At 59.2% G+C, this 19,795-nt stretch carries 16 protein-coding genes; 6 read left to right on the top strand and 10 right to left on the bottom strand.

Going from position 1 to position 19,795, the window contains the following annotated elements:
- Window positions 1–204: 204 nt before the first annotated feature.
- The 5 genes from ACFSYH_RS01200 to ACFSYH_RS01180 form a co-directional block, all read right to left on the bottom strand.
- Window positions 205–1,494: a deoxyguanosinetriphosphate triphosphohydrolase gene (locus ACFSYH_RS01200; protein WP_377464623.1), complete on the bottom strand. Its 1,290-nt coding sequence runs from the start codon at window positions 1,492–1,494 to the stop codon at window positions 205–207.
- Between the two features lie 35 nt (window positions 1,495–1,529).
- Window positions 1,530–3,416, bottom strand: coding sequence for a glycoside hydrolase family 13 protein (locus ACFSYH_RS01195; RefSeq protein WP_377464622.1), 1,887 nt, complete (start codon window positions 3,414–3,416; stop codon window positions 1,530–1,532).
- Between the two features lie 7 nt (window positions 3,417–3,423).
- Window positions 3,424–4,323 carry a sugar ABC transporter permease gene (locus ACFSYH_RS01190; protein ID WP_377464621.1) on the bottom strand — a complete coding sequence of 300 codons (900 nt, stop codon included), beginning with the start codon at window positions 4,321–4,323 and terminating at the stop codon, window positions 3,424–3,426.
- A 2-nt stretch (window positions 4,324–4,325) separates the two neighbouring features.
- Window positions 4,326–5,933 (bottom strand): ABC transporter permease subunit, encoded by a 1,608-nt coding sequence (locus ACFSYH_RS01185; protein WP_377464620.1) that lies wholly within the window; start codon window positions 5,931–5,933, stop codon window positions 4,326–4,328.
- A 193-nt stretch (window positions 5,934–6,126) separates the two neighbouring features.
- Complete coding sequence (locus ACFSYH_RS01180; RefSeq protein WP_377464619.1) at window positions 6,127–7,389, bottom strand: sugar ABC transporter substrate-binding protein; 1,263 nt, start codon at window positions 7,387–7,389, stop codon at window positions 6,127–6,129.
- A gap of 401 nt (window positions 7,390–7,790) precedes the next feature.
- Between ACFSYH_RS01180 and ACFSYH_RS01175 the strand changes: the two genes are divergently transcribed.
- Both ACFSYH_RS01175 and ACFSYH_RS01170 read left to right on the top strand, forming a co-directional pair.
- Complete coding sequence (locus tag ACFSYH_RS01175) at window positions 7,791–8,870, top strand: LacI family DNA-binding transcriptional regulator (RefSeq protein ID WP_377464618.1); 1,080 nt, start codon at window positions 7,791–7,793, stop codon at window positions 8,868–8,870.
- A 96-nt stretch (window positions 8,871–8,966) separates the two neighbouring features.
- Entirely contained in the window at window positions 8,967–10,757 is a 1,791-nt protein-coding gene (locus ACFSYH_RS01170; RefSeq protein WP_377464617.1) for a glycoside hydrolase family 13 protein, read from the top strand.
- A gap of 328 nt (window positions 10,758–11,085) precedes the next feature.
- Here ACFSYH_RS01170 and ACFSYH_RS01165 read toward each other — a convergent pair whose 3' ends face one another.
- The 5 genes from ACFSYH_RS01165 to ACFSYH_RS01145 all read right to left on the bottom strand — a co-directional run bounded on the left by ACFSYH_RS01165 (window position 11,086) and on the right by ACFSYH_RS01145 (window position 16,439).
- The gene (locus ACFSYH_RS01165) at window positions 11,086–12,288 is read right to left on the bottom strand and encodes an alpha-amylase family glycosyl hydrolase (RefSeq protein WP_377464616.1); all 1,203 of its coding nucleotides are present in this window, start codon (window positions 12,286–12,288) and stop codon (window positions 11,086–11,088) included.
- Between the two features lie 30 nt (window positions 12,289–12,318).
- Window positions 12,319–12,534: a hypothetical protein gene (locus tag ACFSYH_RS01160; protein WP_377464615.1), complete on the bottom strand. Its 216-nt coding sequence runs from the start codon at window positions 12,532–12,534 to the stop codon at window positions 12,319–12,321.
- Window positions 12,535–12,656: 122 nt separating this feature from the next.
- The gene (gene dusB, locus ACFSYH_RS01155; protein WP_377464613.1) at window positions 12,657–13,832 is read right to left on the bottom strand and encodes a tRNA dihydrouridine synthase DusB; all 1,176 of its coding nucleotides are present in this window, start codon (window positions 13,830–13,832) and stop codon (window positions 12,657–12,659) included.
- 212 nt (window positions 13,833–14,044) lie between these two features.
- Window positions 14,045–14,689 carry a hypothetical protein gene (locus ACFSYH_RS01150; protein WP_377464612.1) on the bottom strand — a complete coding sequence of 215 codons (645 nt, stop codon included), beginning with the start codon at window positions 14,687–14,689 and terminating at the stop codon, window positions 14,045–14,047.
- A gap of 364 nt (window positions 14,690–15,053) precedes the next feature.
- Window positions 15,054–16,439, bottom strand: a complete 1,386-nt coding sequence (locus ACFSYH_RS01145) for a glycine--tRNA ligase (RefSeq protein ID WP_377464611.1) — start codon at window positions 16,437–16,439, stop codon at window positions 15,054–15,056.
- Between the two features lie 223 nt (window positions 16,440–16,662).
- On the opposite strand from ACFSYH_RS01145, the gene ACFSYH_RS01140 reads away from it, so the two are divergent.
- From ACFSYH_RS01140 to ACFSYH_RS01125, 4 genes are read left to right on the top strand one after another with little or no spacing between them, the layout of a single operon-like run.
- Window positions 16,663–17,703 (top strand): metal ABC transporter substrate-binding protein, encoded by a 1,041-nt coding sequence (locus ACFSYH_RS01140; RefSeq protein ID WP_377464610.1) that lies wholly within the window; start codon window positions 16,663–16,665, stop codon window positions 17,701–17,703.
- A complete protein-coding gene (locus ACFSYH_RS01135) occupies window positions 17,700–18,479 on the top strand; it encodes a metal ABC transporter ATP-binding protein (RefSeq protein WP_377464609.1) in 780 nt (259 codons plus the stop codon). The genes ACFSYH_RS01140 and ACFSYH_RS01135 overlap by 4 nt, the downstream gene beginning before the upstream one ends.
- Entirely contained in the window at window positions 18,476–19,420 is a 945-nt protein-coding gene (locus ACFSYH_RS01130) for a metal ABC transporter permease (RefSeq protein WP_377464608.1), read from the top strand. Before ACFSYH_RS01135 ends, ACFSYH_RS01130 begins: the two co-directional genes overlap by 4 nt.
- Complete coding sequence (locus ACFSYH_RS01125; RefSeq protein ID WP_377464607.1) at window positions 19,408–19,791, top strand: Fur family transcriptional regulator; 384 nt, start codon at window positions 19,408–19,410, stop codon at window positions 19,789–19,791. Before ACFSYH_RS01130 ends, ACFSYH_RS01125 begins: the two co-directional genes overlap by 13 nt.
- The last annotated feature ends 4 nt before the right edge of the window (window positions 19,792–19,795 follow it).

Raw genomic sequence — 19,795 nt, 5'->3', positions numbered from 1 at the left:
TCCGATTGCCGACGACATCACAGTTTATTTGGAACGCCCAGCCGTGCGAGTGTTGGGCTTGCGAAGAACCAACATGTGATTTTCCGGAACTACTACCTAAGAAGAAACACCCTAATCCCGGAAAATCACCATGTTGGTCGTGGGAACACCGTTGTGGGGAACACTCTTACATCCAGTCAGAGCATCCAGCACAAACCTTTTGTCCTAGAACAGTAGGTTTTCTCCGGTCTGGCAGTAGCGTTCGTGCCAACGCAGCACGCTCACGTCAGTGAGTGAAGCGACCTGGTCGATCACCACGCGCAGTCTCGCTCCTTCATCTCGGGCAACATGCCAATCGCCACGGAACGCAGGCTCAAGGGCGTCTGCGCCACGGAACTCGAGAGCGCGCACGAGGTCCTCGATGATCTTGCGCTGATCTATGTAGTTGCGCTGGTGTTCCCGTGGTTCCATCACGTAGGCGACCGCGAGTCCTTTGAGCGCGAGGATCTCGGCGTCGGTTTCCTGCGGAACGATCAGTTCCGCAGAGTATCGAGTGAGCGGGCCGTCCCCATACACCTCACGGGTGGCTTTCTCTGCGGCCTGGGCGAAGCGACCGATCAGTTGGCTCGTGGAATCCTTGAGCACCGCCAGCGAGCGGCGAGAACCGTCAAAATCTGTGGTCAGCAACTTATCCCGCGTCAGCCGTTCCAGTGCGGCACGTAGATCGTCGGCGGAATGGTTGTGCCCGTACCACTGCTGTGCAAGTTCAACGACGCGTTCGCGTTCCTCATCGGCCCGCAGTTTGGCCAGATCCAACGTGCCGCCAGCAATTGCGTCCTCAACATCGTGCACGGAATAGGAGATATCGTCCGCCAAGTCCATGACCTGGGACTCCATACATTTCTTACCCTCGGGCGCGTCTTGCCGCAGCCATTCGAACACCTCGACGTCATCAGCGTAGACACCAAACTTGCGGGTCGGTTTGCCCTCCACGTCAGGACGGTTGTCATAGCCCCACGGGTACTTCACAGACGCATCAAGGGAGGCGCGCGTCAGGTTCAATCCGGCGGGCACGCCGACGGGTGAGAACACCTTGGCCTCAAGGCGAGTCAGAATACGTAGGGTCTGGGCATTACCTTCAAACCCGCCGATGTCCTTGGCGATCTCTGCCAGAGCGCGCTCGCCGTTATGCCCAAACGGCGGGTGTCCAAGGTCGTGTGCGAGGCATGCCCCGTCAACCACGTCGGGGTCGCACCCGAGGGATTTACCGAGTTCACGCCCCACCTGAGCAACCTCTAGGGTGTGTGTGAGTCGGTTGCGAATGAAATCGTTCGAGGAGGGACCAAGCACCTGGGTTTTATCGCTCAAACGCCGCAGAGCAGAAGAGTGCACAATGCGCGCACGGTCGCGTTCAAACGACGTGCGATTCTTGTTTTTAGGTGCCTCGGCTACCCACCGTTCGCGGTCAGCGTCTGAATATCCGCCTCCGCCCCCAGTACCTGCAAGTTCTTCCACGTATTCACCCTAAACCAATGGGAGGGCAAAATACGTTATCGCAAACGCCAAATGTGGACAGAAGGGCCGGTTTTGGGTAGTTCGTACACCGAACCATCGAACCCAAGAGCGCTCGAACCGTACAGGATAACCGGTGAGTCCAGCAGCGAAGCTGCGTCCACGCCGAACTCCAGGCCGATCGAGGCTGGCAACTGAGCACCGTCGAATGCGGAACGCGACACCACAACAAGCACGGACTCATCCGCAGCGGAGCGGACATACGCGACCGTCTCGTCGGTAATCAGCACCCATCGTAAACCGCCTGTACGCAACGCCTCGGAGCCAGAGCGTGCCGAGAGCAGGCCGCGGTACGTGGCGTGAATGCCATCATGCCACCGCGAGGGGTCATTCCACGGCATGGTCTTGCGGGCATGCTCGCCGTTGATTCCTTCGAGCCCGACCTCGTCGCCGGCGAAGATGACCGGGTTTCCGAGGTAGGTGACCAGCAGGCCGAGAGCAACCTCGATCATGTCGTCGCCCACGAGCGTGCGCAGACGCGGCGTGTCGTGCGAGCCGAGCATGTTCCAGTGATCGCGGTTGACCTTGAACGGCACCACGGAATTGAACTGACGCATCACGGCGACCATATCGGTTCCACCGGTGCGGTTGATCTTGGCGGGCAGCCCAAACGCGGGCGTCTCGTTCGCGGGGTCAGCCAGCCACGACCAAATCGGGCGTGTGAACGCCGAGTAGTTCATGTTGCCGTTCCAGCCTGCACCGTCGAGGTCGTGTGATGCGTCGTGGAAGTGCTCCGCGATCAGCAAAGAGTCGGGATTGACGTCGTTGATGGTCGTGCGGATGGTACGGGCCACGTCGTGCGTCATGTCGTCGGTGCCCCACCGCCCGGTCATGTTCGCCACGTCAACGCGCCAGCCATCGAGTGAGAACGGAGGTTGCAGCCAGCGGCCGATCACCGAGTCTGGGCCGTCAATCATGCGCTCACGCAGCAGCTGCGAGTGGTAGTTGAGTTTAGGAAGCGAGGGGTGTTCGAGCCAGCAGGCGTACCCCGGTTCCTCGTCAGTCCAGTAGAAGAACGAGTGTTCGTCGCTGGTTGGGTCCGCCTGCGCGGTGCGGAACCAGTCATGGCTGACCCCTGTGTGGTTTGAGGTGATGTCGCCCATCAGGCGCATGCCGCGTTCATGCACAGCCGCCGAAAGCCGTGCATACGCGGCATCCCCACCGAGCAGCGGGTCCACCTCGTCGAATGTTGCCGCATCGTAGCGGTGGTTCGAACGCCCTGGGAACACCGGCGTCAGATACACCGTGTTCACACCCAGATCCTTGAGGTAGTCGAGCTTCTCGGCGATGCCGTCCAGGTCACCGCCAAAGAAGTGCTCAGCCACACCTGGGCCGCTTGGGATCGGGTCGCTATTCCAATCATTTTCGACGATAACCCAGTCCGGCAGGTCGGCTTGGCTTAAGTCCACCGCATTTTCGGACCGCGCAAAGCGGTCCGGGAAGATCTGATATACAACACCCTCATGAAGCCAGTGCGGCGCAGGCGCGTGCACTGTCAACCGGAAGTCACTCGCATCGGGAACGTCACGGAAGAATGTTCCCTCCCCGTTCAGCCACGCGTAATCATCCTGCCGGGCGAAGAAGAATCGGTAGTTTGTGACCGGATTGTGCACCAGCACATCGGCCTCGTACCAGCGTTCAGCCTCAGTCTCCGCCACGAGACGGGCCTGCGAGAGGCGTGGTTCCCCATCCCTGACCACACGCACATGCACGGAGGTCTCCGCGAACGACAAGGGCACCCGCACCCTCACGCTCACCGTCTCCCCCAGTTGCGGGGTGATCTGCGAAACATAGTTCTCACTACCGTCGTGATGCGGCAGGTCGGTCAGTTCAAGATCGCGGTGGCGTGATGATGCGAGTGCCATTGTGTGTTTAACCCTTCACGGAACCTGCGGTCAGGCCCGAAACGATGTACTTCTGGAGGAACATGAACAGGACGATGATCGGAATCGCAGCGAGCACAGCACCCGCGGCAAACAGACCCCACGGAGCGTTACGTTCATCGGATGCCCACTGGTACAGACCCACGGCAAGAGTCATCTTGGACTGCTGCGACAAAATCGTACGGGCAATGATGAACTCACCGTAGGTACCAACGAACGACAGCAGACCCACAACCGCAAGGATTGGTGTCACGAGCCGCAGGATGATCGTCCAGAAGATCTGGGCGTGCGAGGCACCATCGATCTTCGCGGCCTCATCGATCTCGGTTGGCACGGTGTTGAAGAACCCATACAGCAGGAAGGTGTTCACACCGAGCGCACCACCGAGATAGATGCAGATCAGACCGATCTGGTTGTTTGCTCCCAGGAACGGGAACACCTCGCGCAGCGACAGCAACAGGAGGAAGATCGCGACGACGGCGAGCATCTGCGGGAACATCTGAATGATGAGCAGTGCGGTGAGTGCCGGGCGGCGGCCTGAGAAACGGAAGCGCGAGAACGCGTAGGCCGCAGCGCCACCCATGAGCACCGTACCCACCGCTGTGGCGGTGGAGATCACCAAGGAGTTGATCGCCCAGGTACCAAAGCCAGTGTCGAACAACGCCACAAAGTTATCCGGCTTGATAACAGAGAACAGGTTGTTCGAACCGGTCAGCGTGGCATTCGGCTTCAGCGAGGTCGACAGCACGTACAGCAATGGGAACACCGCGTATGCGATACCCGCGAACCCTACGATGTGGCGCCAGCCAACCTGCTTGAACCACTGCTTACCCTTTAGGGTCTCAGTGCGGATCTCCATGTAGTCCGCATCAGGAGTGTGCGTAGCCATGTCTAGAGCTCCTCAAGGGTACGGGTACGGCGGAAGCCGAGCCAGGAAACGAAACCAACGAAGATGAAGATCAGAATCGAGACCGCAGAGGCGAGGCCATACTGCTTGACACCCGACTCGAATGCGACCGAGTAAACCATCGAGATCAGAATGTCGGTGTTACCGATCAGCAGTGGACTACCTTGGAAGTTCGGCCCACCACCGGTCAACATGTAGATCAGCGAGAAGTTATTGAAGTTGAACGCGAAGCTCGAGATCAGTAGCGGTGCGGTTGAAACCATGAGCAGCGGCAGGATGATCGAGCGCAGCACACGCCACGGAGAGGCACCATCCATACGCGCGGATTCCAGAACGTCACCCGGAATCGACTGCAAGGCACCCGTGGTGATGAGGAACATGTACGGGAATCCGAGCCACAGGTTCACCATCAGAATCGAGATCTTGGCGAGCGTCGGGTCAGTCAACCACGGAATGTTCGCACCGCCTAGGACGACCTCGTTGATATACCCGAAGCGTTCGTTGAGCATTCCGCGCCACACCAGCGCGGACAAGAATCCAGGGAATGCGTACGGCAAGATCAGGAGAGAACGATAGATCTTGCGGCCACGTACCCGAGGATCGTTGAAGACCAGTGCGAGTGCCAGGCCGAGCGCGAATGTGGTGACGACCGACAAGAAGGCGAACGCGAACGTCCACAGTGCGATCTTCACGAACGGGCCGGACAGGCGTGAGTCGGTGAACATCTTGGTGAAGTTCTCGGTTCCGACGTAGACGCGCCATCCGGGAGTCAACTCTTCGCCGTCGGCCGAGACAAAGCTTCCTCGGTCGTTCGGGGTGTATACAGTACCTGTGACCAGGTTGGTCATGGTGTCGGCAGCGTCATCGTATTCAAGAATCGACTCGTAAACGTAGGCGTTTGTCGCATCCAACGTACGCAGGGAACCGTCTTCAGCGTTCTCGGTGAGCGGCACCCGCAGCGTTGTCACTTCGGTTTGGCGGGCAGCAAGATCAGCGAACGGCAGAACCGTGTACCCATCAATTGCAGTGACGCGACCGCCATCCACGGTTGCCTCAACCGGTTCAAGGGGCTGCTCCGCGGTTCCAAGCTTGGCCACGCCATCTTCGACAATCGCAAAGCCAAGGTTTCCGTCGTCATCTGCAACGACTGCGAGCGGGTAGCCGGCAGTACCCTCGACGCGGGTCTCGTTATAGGCGAGAATCGCTGAGATCGCGTCCGACTTAGTTGAGTTGTGCCCGTCACCGTAGTTGGTGAACGCCACGTAACCCGTGTACGCCATGGTGAACAACTGGTATGTGAACAGGAACAGCAGCCCCGGGTAGAGATACTTGCCTGGAATCGCCCGGCGCGAGAAATACACCCAGTTCGCCGCGACCAAGGCGATGATCAAACCGGTGAAGATGCCCCAGGCGTCAACCGCCCACGCAGAAAGCAAACCGTATAGGCCGAATGCGTTGATAAGCGCCATAAGCACTAACTTCACAAGGAAGCCCGGCTTAACGTTACGTGCCGGTGAGTTATCCATTCGGCCCAACCCTGTAGAGGGAGTATCTGAACCCGGCGGTACGACCGACTCCTGCTGGAGTGTCATTTCTCTCCTTAAAATGACCAGAACTAAAAGTGGCGGCGAGGAGCATTGTTGCACATGCCCTCAAGGTGACTCTCTAACATTCCCATAGACACCACAACCGGGGGCCAGATATTCACTGGCCCCCGGTTGCAGTTCAAAGGATTGCGCTTCGCCCACAACTCACTGAGTGAGGGTCGAACTGTGCGATCAGGGATCAGTTACCCGCGATTGCACCTTCGATGTTTTCGTTCATCGTGTTCCAAGCTGCTGCAGCGTCAGTAGCGGAACCGTTGATGATCGATACTTCAGTCGAACCCCAGTAGTTCCAGACCGAACCCATTTCTGGAATGGATGGCATTGGCGCACCCTGGGCAGCAACCTCTGCGAAGGACTTGGTGATTGCGTTGTCGATCTTGTCCGCCGATGCGGTCAGTGCAGGGATGCGGTTACCGGATGCGTAGATCGTGTCTGCTGCTTCCTCGGTGGAGAGGTAGTTGACAACGAAGTCGTTGGCGAGCAGTGGGTTTTCCGACTTAGCGGAGATGTATGCGCCCTGGACGCCTACGAATGGCTGAGCAGGCTCGCCACCAGCGGATGGGATTTCGGTGACAGCCAGGTCGATGCCTGCTGCTTCGAAGTCTGCGATGTTCCATGGACCAGTGATGATGAATGGAGACTTGCCGTCGATGAATGCCTGCTTAGCAATCTCGCCGTCGATCGCGGAGTCGAGAACGCCGTCCTTGCCGAGCTTCTGGAGGTACTGCGCGAATGCCTCGCCAGCCTCGCCCTTCATGCCCAATTCCTTGGTGTAGGAACCGTCAGCCTCGGACTCGAACACTGGAGCACCGAACGAGGTCTGGAGTGGGTACATGTGGTAAGCGTCGCCGTCAGCGCCCTGCTGGAGCAGAACTGGGTAGTCGGCACCCGATTCCTTACCGAGTTCCACCAGTTCGTCGAACGTGGCTGGGGTCTCGGTGGCCAGAGCGTTGTTACGCACGAGTGCGATTGACTCAACCGCATATGGGACACCGTAGTTTGTGCCCTCGTAAGCGAATGCCTTCACTGCCGCATCTGCGAAGCCTGCGGCCTTGTCGCCGAGTTCAACGGTTGAGACTACACCGTTGGTGACGAACTCGCCGAGCCAGTCGTGTGCACCGATGATGACGTCTGGGCCTTCGCCAGTCGGAACCTGCTGAATGAAGTCGGTGCGGATGTCGCCAGATGCCTTCTGGACGACCTCCACGTCAACGCCGCGTTCGGTTTCGAACTTCTTGACGACTGCGTCGAAGTCGTTGATGCGGGTTTCGTCAACCCAGATGGTGATCGAACCGGAAGCGGCAGGAGCATCCGTGGTTTCAGTGGTCTCAGCCGCAGTTGGTTCGGAAGTGGTGTTCTCTGGCGTGCTGTCGCCACCGCATGCGGCGAGCACAAGGGACAGGCCGAGCGCCGCAGCTACTGCTGGGATGCTTCTTTGCATCGTCTTTTCTCCAATGGGGTAGGGAATCAATCCTCAGGCCCTCAAGCTTGTTCGGGCCCCGATGAAAAAACTGTAACGAGTTGCCTGCAAGATTTGCAAGTTGTTTCAGTAACTTTCATGTAACGATCGGGAAGCTTTGCTGGAGTTCTTGCAGAAACACCAAGATCGGCGACGAATTTCCCTTGATATCGGTGAAATCCGTACGATTTGTACGCTAGACTGCCTCAGAGAAACTTGTCTGCAAGATTTTGCAAGAATCTCTGCAAGCAATGTAGCGCAGGCCACACTAAGCACTCCTGCGCTGCAGTGACTAAACAGCGGCACACTCCGGCACCAGGCATATCGCTGGCACGACCGCACCACTGACTTAAGGGCACAAACTTTGTGACGAGGAGGTCCAAGTGTCCCCCACCATCAACAGCCAGCTCAGCAGCAAAACACGGCTGACGGACATCGCCGACCAGGCAGGCGTGTCAACCGCAACCGTGTCACGCGTGCTCAACGGCAAAGCTGGCGTTGCGTCGGACACTCGCCAAGCGGTTCTCGCTGCTCTCGATGTGCTCGGATACGAACGACCTGAAAAACTCCGTGATCGTTCTGCGGGGCTTGTCGGACTGGTCGTTCCCGAATTGACCAACCCCGTGTTCCCTGCGTTTGCACAGACAATCGAAGGGCTACTGGCACAGCGCGGTTACACCCCGCTGCTATGCACCCAGTCCCCCGGTGGCACCACCGAGGACGAATACATTGAGATGCTGCAGGAACACTCGGTCGACGGCATCATGTTCGTTGCCGGACTCCACGCTGACATGCGCGCCAGCCACGCACGTTACGAGCAGTTGCGATCCCGCGGGACCGCCATGACATGCATTAACGGCTTCTCCCCATCTTTTGAGGCGCCATTCATCTCCTGCGATGATGTCGCCGCCATGGAACTGGCGGTACGCCATCTGGTGTCCCTCGGACATGTCCGCATCGGTCTTGCCATCGGCCCGCAGCGCTTCGTCACAGCGCACCGAAAGGTCCAGGGCTTCAAGGATGCGCTGGCACGTCACCTCGGACAGAATGATGGGGATGAACACGTCGCCACTTCCCTGTTCACGGTAGAGGGCGGGCAGGCGGCCGCCAACGACCTGATTGATTCCGGCCACACTGCGATCGTCTGCGGTTCTGACATGATGGCGCTCGGCGCGGTGCGTGCCGCATACCAGAGGCAGATGTCCGTGCCAAACGACCTCTCGGTCATTGGGTATGATGATTCACCGTTGATCGGGTTTACTGACCCGCCGTTGACAACCATCCGTCAGCCTGTCTCAGCCATGTCCCAGGCTGCTGTGTCCGCGCTCATCGCAAGTATCGAGGGCGCGCCAACCCCCAAATCCGAACTGCTGTTCCACCCCGAACTTATCGTTCGGAACTCAACCGGAACATCGCCAGCCGCTCGTCTTGCCGTGTACCAGGGCATGAACGACAATCACTGACCAAACACAGCCTTTGACAGGGCCGTGAAAACCCGCAATGTAGCCCGCCTCGGTGGGAGACTGCGCAAAAATCGAATCAATTCGAATGGAGTAACTGTGTCCTTGACACTCACCACCACCTCGCCGGACGTGAACGTGTTGCATCCGGCTACTAGCGGCGCTTCCGAGTGGTGGCGCAACGCCGTTATCTATCAGATCTACCCACGCTCTTTCGCTGACGGTAACGGTGATGGTGTCGGTGACATCCGCGGAATCATCAACCGCCTGGACCACCTTGTGGATCTTGGCGTTGACGCTCTGTGGCTCTCCCCGTTCTACAAGTCCCCTCAGGCTGACGCCGGGTACGATGTCGCGGACTACCGCCAGATCGACCCACTGTTTGGTGACCTGGACGACTTCCAGGAGATGGCTGACAAGGCTCACGCACGTGGTCTCAAGGTGATCGTTGACCTCGTGCCGAACCACACCTCGGACGACCACGCCTGGTTCCAGGAGGCAATCAAGGCGGGTCCCGGTTCTGCGGCGCGTGACCGCTACATGTTCCGTGACGGTAAGGGCGAGAACGGCGAACTTCCACCAAACAACTGGCAGTCCATCTTCGGAGGCCCGGCATGGACCCGCGTGGATCAGCGCTGGAATGCGAGCGAGGACGGCGTAGACGACAAGCAGTGGTATCTGCACATGTTCGACACCCGTCAGCCAGACCTCAACTGGGACAACGACGAGGTGAAGGAAGATTTCAAGTCGATCCTGCGCTTCTGGCTTGACCGCGGTGTCGACGGTTTCCGTATCGACGTGGCACACGGCATGGTCAAGGCCGCGGGCCTCCCGGACTGGGATGGCGTCACCGGAATGGTGGACGGCACAAAGAACGAGGGCGCAAGCCAGGTTCAGACCGACGGCACTCCAGACGAGGATGGCTCGAACGGTGGCGGAAACTCCGGTCCGATGTTTGACCAGGACGGCGTGCACGACATCTATCGTTCATGGCATGAGGTTCTAGAAACCTACGAGGGCGACCGCTGCCTTGTCGCGGAAGCCTGGGTTGAGCCACTGTCCCGCCTTGCCCTGTACGTCCGCCAGGACGAGATGCAGCAGGCGTTCAACTTCTCCTACCTCACCACCAAGTGGGATGCGGCTGCGCTGCGCACGGTCATCAGCGCCTCTATCCGTGAGAACGACGTTGTTGGCGCGCCTACGACCTGGGTACTCTCCAACCACGACGTGGTTCGCCACGTGACCCGCATGGGTCTGCCTGCGGTGATCGAGGGCAAGGAGATGAACCCGAACGGTGTTCGCGCAACTGAGCCTCAGCCGGACGTTGAGCTCGGGCTCAAGCGTGGCAAGGCCGCAACCCTTCAAATGCTGGGACTGCCGGGGTCGGCCTACCTGTACAACGGTGAGGAGTTCGGTACGCCAGACCACACCGAGATGCCAGACGAGTTCCGTCAAGACCCGGCATTCGAACGCAAGGGTCGTACCGAGGCTGGCCGCGATGGCTGCCGGGTGCCTCTTGCATGGGAGGCTGACAAGCCTGCCTACGGATTCTCCGAGAGCGGCCTGACCTGGCTGCCTCAGCCTGACACCTACAAGGCCGTTGCCGCGGATGTTCAGAAGGCCACCGAGGGTTCGACCTTCAGGCTGTACCAGCAGGCTCTGCGGCTTCGTAAGGAGCACAACCTTGGTTTGGGCTCGCACGCCTGGCTTGCCGACTTCGTGGATGCCCCCGAGGTCCTTGCCTACCAGAACAACGACGTCATCGTCCTCACCAACTTCGGTGATGCACCAGTCCAGCTACCCGCTGGCTCGGACATCCTGGCTTCGAGTGTTCCTGTTGCGGGCAATGTCGTTGAGCGGGACGTGTGCGTCTGGATTCAGGCCAAGTAGTTTGTAACTCGAGTAGGTCAAAGGGGTGGTGGTCCGGTTATGAACCGGACCACCACCCCTTTGTCTACTCTCACGTCCCACTCCTGCACTCGCACTTCGTGTCTTCGTTTGAGAGTGCCCATATCCGCACTCTCACGCATTGCGGGTGCACTTTTGGTAACTCTCAACGACGCACAGCACGTGCGCTCTCGTCGCAGTCGGTCAGCGTCATGTGGCAGATTGTCGACGAGCCGGACAGCACCGCACCTTCCTACTGACCCAGCCCGGCTGGATCAGGACGCGATCAGGCGACAGCTCGAATCGTCGCCAATCTGCATGGCTGAATGGATCAGTGCTGCTGACCTACGGTCAGCGCAAGCACACCATAAGACGGAATCTCACCGCTCACGGTGCCGTCCTCGGCAACGGTGTGGGTCGGGTTCTCACAGACATCATTCCAGGCCGTTCCCGCACCACCGTCGCAGTATTCGCCGGCAGGCAGTGTGGTCTGCCAGGTGCCCGAGATAGGGTCGATGCCACGGTTCACCGCAATAAAGGACTTGCCTTCCCGCGCAAAGGCGAGTCCGTCGTTCTCGCTCCATTCCTCGACAACCGGTGCGGCGCCAGCGTAAGCCCGCCACGCAACCATGTTGCGAATGGTGGGCCAGTCCTGTTGGCAGGTGTAGTCGCCGTTCGTGTACTGCTGGTCAACGCCCGTTCGTTCAGTGCACTGGGCAGGGAAGATCGTGCCCTCAAGCGGGTCCATCACCGCGCCCGTGTCGTGGTCCGTGAAAGCGTAACCGCTGTAGAGGACCGGGGTCCCATACGGGCTGGCCAGCATTAACGCCGTGAACACCTCGTACTGTGGATCCTTGTAGGTCAGCGTGGAGTTGTTACGCTCCGTGTCATGATTCTCCACGAACGTGTAGGCGGACTCACTTGGCGCATAGGTCGAGCGGGTGCCGGCCTTGAAGAATGACTTGAAGGTCGAACCCTTTTGGAGTGTCTTCATGTCCTTGCCCCAGGAGAACTCGAACACCCCGCCATTATCAAGGTAGTCCTCCGGTTGGATAGGCTCACCCGCACCACGGATCACTTCCTGAATGATCGTCGGTTCCCCATTGAGTTTCTCGATGACAGCGGCGATGTCCTTGGCTGGCATGTGCTTGGCCGCATCGATGCGGAAGCCTGCCACGCCAAGTTCGGTGAGGTGGTTGAGGTAGTCCGCGAGCGTGTTACGCACCTTCTCAGACTCGGTCTTGAGATCTGCGAGGTTCACGAGTTCACAGTTTTGGACCTCAAACCTGTCCGTGTACACAGTGATGTCGTTGTTGAGGCTGCCGCAGTCGTGGAAGTCCTCGCGTGTGTAGATGCCCGGGTATTCGTAGTGTTCGTAGGTGCTTCCAGCGGTTCCCTCCCCCGGGGTTTCCTGCCCCGTCATGTGATTGATGACAGCGTCGGCGATGATGTCGACTCCCGCATCTTTACAGGTCTGCACCATATTTGTGAACTGCTCCTCGTTTCCAAGGCGAGACTCAACCAGATAGGACACGGGCTGATAGCTGGTCCACCACTCTTGCCCCTAGATGTGTTCCTGAGGCGGTGAGGTGAGCACCCAGCCAATGCCGGCAGGACCAAGACTATCCGTGCACGCGGTTGCGATTGAGTCCCAGTTCCATTGGAACATCTGAATTCCAACGTCAGGATCGGCCTTTTCAATCTGTGGGGTGTTGTCCGCGCAGGCGGAGAGCGCAAGCAGCATCGCGGTGACGGCTGCTATTTGTTTGGAGAAGTGCATGAAATCAACCTTGAAAATCTTGCAATGGTTTTCTGCAAGCGTAGGTCGGTTGTTTCCGCTGTTTCCATTGCAGCCGGTCACAAAACGCTAACGATTGCAACGGCCTGCAGGTTGATGGGCGCTCAGCCACCTGAAATGGAGAGTTCCGCTTCCTCAAGTTTCTTACGGAACTCGTCGCTCAACTCGCGTGAATCCAACCAACCCTCAGGAAGATGTGGACGCTTCGGCGAACCAGCCCGCCCCCTCTGGCCTTCGGCGGCTTCACCCGGATACGGCGCCTCAAGGTCGAGGCGATCAAGCTTCTCCCGCAGATCCTTGAGTGAATCCACGAGAGCCAGACCATTGCGCGCCTCGCCCCCCACCGCATAACCCTTGAGGTACCACGCCATATGCTTGCGCAGATCACGCAGACCGCGGCCCTCGTCCCCAAAGAAGTCCACCATGTACTCGCCATGCCTGTAGATGGTGTCCGCAACGTAACGCAGTCCGGGGCGCACACGCTCGGACCGGCCCGCAAACGCAGCGGTCAGGTCTGCGAACAACCACGGGCGCCCCTGGCATCCGCGGCCCACCACAACGCCGTCGCAGCCGGTTTCCTCAACCATCCGCAACGCATCCTCGGCCGACCAGATGTCGCCGTTGCCAAGTACGGGAATGGTTGTGACCGCCTGTTTCAGTTCCCGAATGGCTGCCCAGTCCGCGATCCCTGAATAGTGCTCCGCCGCAGTACGCGCATGCAAAGCCACCGCTGCAACGCCGAGCTGCTCAGCGATCTGTCCTGCTTCGAGGTAGGTGATGTGATCCGAATCGATGCCCTTGCGCATCTTGATCGTGACCGGCACATCGTACGGCGCAGCGGCAGTCACAGCAGCATCGACAATGCGTTTGAATAACTCGGTCTTCCACGGAAGCGCCGAACCGCCGCCCTTACGGGTCACCTTAGGTACGGGGCATCCAAAGTTTAGGTCAATGTGGTCGGCACGGTCCTCACCGGCGATGATCTTGACCGCCGCACCAACCGTCGCTGGGTCTACGCCATACACCTGAGCCGAACGTGGAGTCTCAAAGTCCTCAAACGAGACAATGCGCAGTGACTCCTCATTACGTTCAACCAGCGCCCGGCTCGTAACCATCTCGGCAACGAAAAGACCCTCACCCTGCTCACGGCACAGGCGACGGAACGCCGTGTTGGTCACTCCCGCCATAGGCGCGAGAACCACAGGAGTCTCCACCACGTGCTTGCCGATCACGAGCGGCGGCAGAACGGGAGTTTCAGTCGTTTCGGGTGCGATAGTCACCCGTCAATTCTCCCATTCCAGCCGATCTGCTTGGAGGCTGCGGGCCGTAAGTTTGCCCACACTGCCCAAGGGATGTCAGTTGTAGTACGCCGATGGTTGTTCCACCACAACTTCAGTGTCCGGGGCGATCAGCGTGCCGTCAGTGGGCACGATACGCTGCTTCACCACCACGTAGGACTCCTCACAAGGCCCTTGACCCCAGTCTTTGCCAATCAGTGCAATTGTATTGTGTCGCCACGGTATTCTGCACTCTCAATGACCGGTGGGCAGCCACCAGCACCGCCAGCCGTGTACACCACACCGCCGTCCTCAATGGTTACCTCGTAATACTCACCCGACGCGAAGGAAGTTTCAATGCTGCTTTCCAGGTCGGTGATGACAAAGTCTCCAGTCTCCGCTGGCAAGGAGGCATCTGCGTCCGCGTTGTCGGACTGTCCTACCGCAGTCTCGTTGAGGACAAAATCGACATCGTTCGCAATTGTTTCCCCATCGGCCCGTGCGATCTCCTGCTTGTATGGACGATAGTCCATGGTGCACGCCTGACCTGAATAGTCAGTGCGGTTCAACGTGATGACCCCATTTTCAAGGGTTGCGGAGTTCACCACAGGGGCACAAGAACCAGATCCCGCTGACTCGTAGATGACAATGCCGTCGACTACTTGGGCCGACCAGCCTTCATCGTTGAATGCCGTGTCATCGATCTGAGCGTCATCCACATTCGTGACGACCAGCTCCACTGTGCCTCCAGTTCCGGTGTCCACGGATTTCGCGCCTGGTTCTGGTGTCGAGTTTGAGCAGGCGGCAAGGGTGAGCAGCAGCAAAGTTGAGGTAACCGCGGTGATAGTACGGTGTGCCATGTTTCCTCCTGAGACGACGTGCATAGCTGATTTCCAGCTTCTCCTGTCTGTGTTCCCCATGTTCTCGAACTTACATGCGCGACGCAGATCACATTCGGTTCGGCAGGGCCCTCGTCTACCACAAATCAAGATCGCCCAGCTTCTTCCCTCTTCAGGACCGTCTCCCCTATCGACATGGTGATTCTCCGGTAACAAGACACAAGAAAAACCACCCTAATCCCGGAAAATCACCATACGAGGTGGCTCGAACTACCGGGCGGGAACAGCGAAGCGGGGTGTACCCACTAAAAAGTGGGTACACCCCGCTTGAGATTACCATGTCCCAACGCTGCTAGGGCGCTGGAATCATGCACTTAGGCGTAACTTACGCTCCGATGAGACGAGTAGCCAGGAAGGAGACGACCTGGTCAAGCGCAACGCGCTCCTGCTCCATCGAGTCGCGGTGACGGATGGTCACGGCATTGTCTTCGAGAGTGTCAAAGTCGACGGTGATGCAGAACGGCGTACCGATCTCGTCCTGACGGCGGTAACGGCGACCGATGGCACCTGCGTCGTCAAACTCAACGTTCCAGTACTTGCGCAGTTCAGCCGCAAGCGCTTTGGCCTTTGGCGACAGGTCTGCGTTACGCGACAGAGGCAGGACGGCTGCCTTGACCGGTGCGAGACGTGGGTCGAGCTTGAGTACGGTGCGCTTGTCCACGCCACCCTTGGTGTTTGGGGCCTCGTCTTCGGTGTATGCCTCAACAAGGAACGCCATGAGGGAACGGGTCAGACCAGCGGCTGGCTCGATCACGTATGGGTAGTAGCGCTCACCTTCGGCCTGGTCGAAGTACGACAGGTCCTTACCTGATACCTCGGAGTGGGTCTTGAGGTCATAGTCGGTGCGGTTGGCGATACCCTCGAGCTCGCCCCATTCGCCACCGGTGAAGCCGAAGCGGTATTCGATGTCGACGGTGCGCTTGGAGTAGTGCGAGAGCTTCTCCTGTGGGTGCTCGTACAGGCGCAGGTTCTCTGGGTCGATTCCGAGGTCAACGTACCAGTCACGGCGGGCGTCGATCCAGTTCTGGTGCCATTCCTCGTCGGTTCCCGGTTTCACGAAGAACTCGAGTTCCATCTGTTCGAACTCGCGGGTGCGGAAGATGAAGTTACCCGGGGTGATCTCGTTGCGGAACGACTTACCGATCTGTCCGATACCGAATGGCGGCTTCATGCGCGATGCGGTCTGGACGTTGGAGAAGTTCACGAAGATGCCCTGCGCGGTTTCTGGGCGCAGGTAGTGCAGGCCTTCTTCGTTGTCCACTGGGCCGAGGTAGGTTTTGAGCAGGCCGGAGAAGTTCTGAGGTTCGGTCCACTCGCCCTTCTTGCCACAGTTGGTGCAGACGATGTCGCTCATGCCCTCGGGCTTGCGACCCTTCTTGAACTCGAATTCCTCGAGGAGGGTGTCTTCACGGTAGCGCTTGTGGCAGGCGGTGCACTCAACGAGTGGGTCGGTGAACACGGCAACGTGGCCGGAGGCTTCCCAGACCTTGCGTGGCAGGATGACCGAGGAGTCGATTCCGACGACGTCCTCACGTCCGCGGACCATCGACTGCCACCACTGGCGCTTGATGTTTTCCTTGAGTTCGGCTCCGAGTGGCCCGTAGTCCCAGGCGGAACGGGAACCACCGTAGATTTCACCGGATTGGAAGACGAATCCACGACGCTTTGCAAGCGAGATGACGTTGTCGAGACGTGAAGGCGCAGCGGCCAAGATGATCACTCCATCAATTAGATACAGCCCCGCGTGGCTCGCGGTGGCGAATGAAGCGCATGGGGTGCAATGCGTTCCATGCAAGTACACAAGCCTACCGTGTTACGCCATGTAATACCTAAGGTCTTGGCTTGTGGACGGTGTCGGGCTGACGGGTGCAGGGATGAGGGTGTGACGAACGACGTTTTGACGTAGAACCCCAGAATTATTGATAATGGATCTCATGAACATCAAGAAGCGTTCCCTGCACGTCCTAGCCCTGAGCGCCGCCGCTGCGCTTGCGCTGACCGCCTGCACCACCCCATCCTCCGAAGAGAACGGACAGGATGCCAGCACGTTGAATGTGCTCGCTTCGTTCTACCCGCTGCAGTTTGTCACCGAGCAGATCGGCGGCGACCTCGTCACGGTGGAATCCCTCACCCCGAAAGGAGCTGAGCCGCACGACCTCGAACTCTCCCCAGCGCACACTCGCTCCATCTCGAGCGCTGACCTGATCGTCTACCAGGCCGGTTTCCAAAAGGCCGTCGACGAGGCGATCGAGGCACGCAACCCCGAGCACGTCTATGACGCTTCAGTTCACGCGGAAGGCCCCGCATCCGACGCCCACGATGAGGACGCCGACGATCACTCAAGCGATGATGAGCACGTAGATCATGATGCAGAGGATCACGTGGATGAGGAGCACACCGACGACGACCACGCAGATGAGGAGCACGCCGACTCGCACGACGGTCATGACCACGGCGCAACCGATCCACACTTCTGGCTCGACCCAACGCTACTCGCGGCCACTGCGCAGGACATCGCCCACGAACTGAGCGAACTCGACCCCGACAACTCCGCAACCTATGAGGCGAACGCAACCACACTCGTCGCCAATCTGACTGCGCTTGATGCGCAGTACGCAGACGAGTTGAGCACAACCTGCCAAAACCGCACGATTGTTGTCACCCACGAGGCATTCGGGTATCTCGCAGCCAAGTATGATTTCAAGCAGATCGGCATCTCGGGAATCGATCCCGAAGCCGAGCCAAGCCCAGCCAAGATCCGCGAAATCCGTGCCACCATCGCGGACACCGGCATCACGACCATCTTCTTCGAGACCCTCACCAGCCCGAAGGTCGCGCAAACCCTAGCAAGCGACCTGGGTATTGAGACAGCCGTACTCGACCCCCTCGAAGGATTGGTCGACGACACGCAAGACTACTTCTCCGTCATGCAGTCAAACCTGATTGCCCTTAAGGCAGGTATGCTCTGCGAATGAGCCGCAATATCATCATGAGGGCCACCGATCTGCACGTGCAGATCGGGGCCAGCCACATCCTACGCGGGATTGACTTTGAGGTCGGTGAGGGCGAGGTTGTGGCACTGCTCGGAGCCAATGGCTCCGGCAAGTCCACGCTTGTACGCACGCTGACGGGAATCGTTCCAGCAACAAGGGGTTCGGTCACACTTTTCGACGAGCCATTGAGCGCCTCCGTACCCTGGCAGCGTCTAGGATACGTGCCGCAGCGTGTCGCTGCAGCGACGGGCATGGGTTCGACCGCGGGAGAGATTGTGTCCTCGGGACTGCTGTATGGCGGTCGTCTGCGACTGCCGCGCGGACACAGGCAACTTGCGCGCCAAGCGCTTGGCCAGGTGGGTCTTGAACAGCGGTTTGACACCACCATGGCGCACCTTTCAGGTGGCCAGCAACAACGCGTGCTGATCGCACGCGCGCTCGTGCGCAAGCCAGACCTGCTGGTTCTCGACGAACCGGTCGCCGGGGTGGACCGCCCCAGCCAGGTCGCCTTCGCGCAGACGTTGGAGCGTCTTGTCGCCGACGGTAAAACCATTGTTGTGGTGCTGCACGAACTCGGTGAGTTCGAACCGCTCATCACCCGCACCGTCGTGCTGCGGCATGGCAAAATCGTGCACGACGGCGCGGCGTTGCGTGCTGCGGACCATCACGCGCATGATGACCACGAGCATGTCCACCCGCATGAGGGATTCACCCCCGAGGGCTCGCCGCTGATCGCCGAGACAGGATTCGAATCATGACATTCTTTTCTGAGATCGCGGCTCTGTTCACCGACCCGCTCATGCAGCGCTCGCTGATCGCTGCGTTCATCGTGGGCCTCGCCGCCCCGGTCATGGGCGTGTACCTCGTGCAACGAAAGTTGTCCCTGCTCGGTGACGGCCTCGGTCACGTGGCGCTCACCGGTGTCGCCCTCGGCTGGATCATCGGTGCGGCAATGGGACTCGTGGAGCGCGATGCCCTCGCCATTCCCGGTGCCGTGGTTGCGGCGATTATCGGTTCGGTTGCGATCGAACTCGTGCGCGAACGCGGCAAGACCTCCGGCGATGTCGCTCTGGCGATCCTGTTCTACTCGGGTATCGCAGGTGGTGTCGTGCTCATCGGCCTTGCCGGTGGAACCAACGCGAACCTCATGGCCTACCTGTTCGGTTCCATCTCAACGGTCACACAACTCGACCTCGTGCTCATCGCGGGACTTGGAGCGGTCATCATCGCTGTTGGTGTTGGCCTGCGCTCCCTGTTCTTTGCGGTGTCACACGATGAAGAGTTCGCCCGCGCATCAGGCCTTCCGGTGCGCACCGCAAACCTGGCCATCGCCGTGATCGCAGCACTGACCGTCACCGTGTCGATGCGGGTTGTCGGCCTGTTGCTTGTGTCCGCGTTGATGATCCTCCCCGTGGCTGTGGCCCAACTCATGACCGCATCATTCAAGACCACGATGCGCATCGCGATGGTGATCGGTGTTCTCGTGACGGTCGGCGGACTGTCCATCACCTATTGGGTTCCGCTCTCCCCTGGCGCTACGATCGTAGTGTTGGCTGTTATCGTGTACGTCGTGGTTGCACTCGTGCGGGCAGTCCTGACCAAGTCCCAGCACATCGGCCACGACCCACACCCTGACGTGCCAGATGATGTAGCGTTGGCGGAAGCAGGAATCAAGGAGCCAGATACGTGCAACGAATGACCAAGCAGCGTGCAGCGATCGCTGAACTGCTTGCCGCAACCCACGACTTCAAGTCCGCGCAGCAACTTCACGACCTGCTGCGCGAAAACGGTCACTCCGCAGGTCTCGCAACCGTCTATCGAACCCTGCAGAACCTCGCCGACGCCGGAGAACTCGACGTGCTACGCACCTCCGACGGCGAAATGCTGTTCCGTGAGTGCGAACGCAGCGAACACCACCACCACTTGGTGTGCCGTTCCTGCGGCAAAACCGTCGAGATCGACGGCCCCACGGTTGAGGATTGGGCACAGCGTGTCGGCGCCTCATTCGGGTTCTCCAACATCGAACACACCATCGAACTGTTTGGCACCTGCCAAGCCTGCATGGAGTGATCCA

Source organism: Populibacterium corticicola (assembly GCF_042683685.1).
Taxonomy (GTDB): Bacteria; Actinomycetota; Actinomycetes; order Actinomycetales; family Cellulomonadaceae; genus Timonella; species Timonella corticicola.
The sequence above is the reverse complement of the archived record's forward strand: the minus strand, read 5'-3'. Positions and strand labels throughout refer to the sequence as shown.

Excerpts from the sequence above, each read along its gene's own strand:
- ACFSYH_RS01130 (WP_377464608.1), top strand. The coding sequence starts at position 18,476 with ATGACATTCTTTTCTGAGATCGCGGCTCTGTTCACCGACCCGCTCATG.
- ACFSYH_RS01190 (WP_377464621.1), bottom strand. The coding sequence starts at position 4,323 with ATGGCTACGCACACTCCTGATGCGGACTACATGGAGATCCGCACTGAG.
- ACFSYH_RS01195 (WP_377464622.1), bottom strand. The coding sequence starts at position 3,416 with ATGGCACTCGCATCATCACGCCACCGCGATCTTGAACTGACCGACCTG.
- ACFSYH_RS01150 (WP_377464612.1), bottom strand. The coding sequence starts at position 14,689 with ATGGCACACCGTACTATCACCGCGGTTACCTCAACTTTGCTGCTGCTC.
- ACFSYH_RS01135 (WP_377464609.1), top strand. The coding sequence starts at position 17,700 with ATGAGCCGCAATATCATCATGAGGGCCACCGATCTGCACGTGCAGATC.
- ACFSYH_RS01180 (WP_377464619.1), bottom strand. The coding sequence starts at position 7,389 with ATGCAAAGAAGCATCCCAGCAGTAGCTGCGGCGCTCGGCCTGTCCCTT.
- ACFSYH_RS01185 (WP_377464620.1), bottom strand. The coding sequence starts at position 5,933 with ATGACACTCCAGCAGGAGTCGGTCGTACCGCCGGGTTCAGATACTCCC.
- ACFSYH_RS01160 (WP_377464615.1), bottom strand. The coding sequence starts at position 12,534 with ATGCACTTCTCCAAACAAATAGCAGCCGTCACCGCGATGCTGCTTGCG.
- ACFSYH_RS01140 (WP_377464610.1), top strand. The coding sequence starts at position 16,663 with ATGAACATCAAGAAGCGTTCCCTGCACGTCCTAGCCCTGAGCGCCGCC.